The organism is Desulfonatronospira sp. MSAO_Bac3 (genome assembly GCF_003838035.1).
GTDB classification, from domain to species: Bacteria; Desulfobacterota; Desulfovibrionia; order Desulfovibrionales; family Desulfonatronovibrionaceae; genus Desulfonatronospira; species Desulfonatronospira thiodismutans.
Genome location: NZ_QYZY01000375.1, coordinates 1 through 2283, shown reverse-complemented (window position 1 = coordinate 2283; position 2283 = coordinate 1). Strand labels below are relative to the sequence as shown.

The 2283-nt window shown below is 48.6% G+C and carries 2 protein-coding genes; both read left to right on the top strand.

All coding sequences use genetic code 11. From position 1 onward, the window contains the following. Positions 1 to 623 (top strand): MarR family transcriptional regulator (locus D5S03_RS13155; protein ID WP_287044377.1); only part of this gene is annotated, 623 nt, incomplete at its 5' end. 347 nt (positions 624 to 970) lie between these two features. Beyond that, positions 971 to 2283: hypothetical protein (locus D5S03_RS13150; RefSeq protein WP_287044375.1), on the top strand; the 1313-nt coding region annotated here is incomplete at its 3' end.

Here is a 2283-nt window from a genome sequence, read left to right as displayed (position 1 = left end):
CGTACGATGTAAAAATACCTTATGCTGAGCAGATTTTTAACTGCATGAACACTGACAGCATGCCGACAACAGCCAGAAGAGCATTTTCCAGAATTCTGCATGCGATAAAGACAGTGACCATCGTGCACCAGGAGCAAAGACAGCTCTGCGACCACAAAAAGCTGGTAGCTGAGATTGGGGATTACGCCATCGTTTACCAGCTGTTCAAGGACACATTCCTGGAGGACGTTGGCGAGTTCGATAGGCTGACAGACGAAAAACTGACTACCCTGGAGCAACAAGGCCCTATGACATCTGGAGATCTGGCCCAGGTAATGGAGGTAAGCAAACCGACATTAACTGACTGGATCAAGCGCAACGTCGAGTCGGGGTACATATACTGGGTAGATGAGCAGGAGCAGCGGTTCAGCAATGATCTGTTGCTGAAAAAAGCTCAGAAGAGGGGCAAAGCCTACCTCAAGGTTGAGCAGGGGCCTGCACTGCCAACCCCATATGAACTCACCCTCGATCCCCGGTGGGATGTAGGCGGGGAGTTCTACAAATATTACGACCTGGAACTGGAAGACACTACTGCCCGCCCTGAACCGGCACACGCTATTGATCCCTTCAGATCTGCTGCATAAGCACACACTTCCTCGGGGGCACCCTGAATAAGGGTGCCCTCAATTATTTCAGCACTTTATCTCTACCTGTTCGGGTGTTTAGCTCCCGCTCTGCACACGTCAGATATCCATATCTCCTGAAATATCAGTTAGTTGTGGCAAACTGTTAGGGTGTTCGGTGCCATAGCCGGATATATACACATACACATTCTCCCCGGAAAACAGCCGAACACCCTAACACCCTAAGATATCCATCCGAAATAACATGCTTTTCTGTGTTCGGTGCCAACTTTTTTCTACGAATTACTTAAAAAAATAAAATCCTGACATTATACTCTAAAGTAAAACATCATAACGGAGGATTGACTATGACAATCTGTGAAGAATGCAGGCATAAGGGCCAGATCAGGTATAACGGCAAGGACAGAGGCGAGCTGGATATCCTCGTGGTGGGCGATACCCCGGGAAAGGTAGATTGCAGGCGGGGGCATTACACTACGTCGCAGTACCTGGCTGTGCTGGATCAGATTCGCAGGCTTAAACCAAGCTACACTGTAGGGCAAGAGTTCGCTCTGGGGTGTAAACCGGAGGATAGTGTTAAGGCACAGGATATTTCCCACTGTAGCCCCAGGCTCCACGAAATTGTATCCAGGACCAAACCCAAGGCGCTTCTTCTGCTGGGGGTAAACGCTGCAAGAGCTTTTGGCATCAATAAAAATCAGTTAGCGATCAGAGGCAACATAATAGAGCTAAACGTAGAAGGACACCCGGTAAAAGCGGTTGCATCCTACAGTGCAGGGGCAGCCTACAAGGAGCCGGGTTTGGCGAGCTGTATCCAGGCAGATGTAAAGAAGGCAGCTGCCATAGTTGATGGTACAATAACCAACCTCGATTATCAGCTTGAGACCCCGGAAACCTTTGAAGAGATAATGGCGGCTCTGGAGAAAGCCAGGGAAGCCACCAGGGCTGGAACGATGAAAAAGCTTGTATCTGTGGATACTGAAACAACCTCCCTTGAACCCCACAGACTGGAAGAGAAAATGATTGCCATCTCCCTTTCCTGGAAGAAGGGCCAGGGCCTGGCATTTTACTTCGATGATCTAACCCAGGAGCAGCAGGATCAAGTGCTGCGCAAGCTGGAGGAAGTTCTCGATCCGGAATACACAGTGACCTGCGCCGCCAACGCCAAGTTCGACTACAAATGGCTAAATTACAGGTATGGGCTGGATATTCCCTTCTTTGACTTTGATGTCATGCTGTCTGAGCACATACTCGATGAGGATAAGAAGGGTGAGTACGGCCTTAAGAATTTGACCAGGGATTATATCCCCCAGCTTGCTGGGTATGACGAAGAGCTGGAAAAAGCCCTGTCTGATATCCAGAACAGGTTCGACAAAGAGGCCAAGGAAAAACACGAGCAGGCACTGCTTGATTATTTCTCCAAATGGCAGGAAATGACTGATGAGCAAAGAAAAGAGCTTTTAAAAGACTGGGTTAGGCAGAGGTATATTGACCTCCCAGAAATTGAAGGCCTGGAAAAGATTAAGACAGTTCAAAACGGCAGGAAAAAAGCTGTCTCAAAAGCGTATACCAAAAGCCTGTTTAAGGTCCTCAAGAAACTCCCGCCGGAGATTCTGGATATACCAGGCTCTGTTTCCAGGAAGGTGAATTACGGGGATTT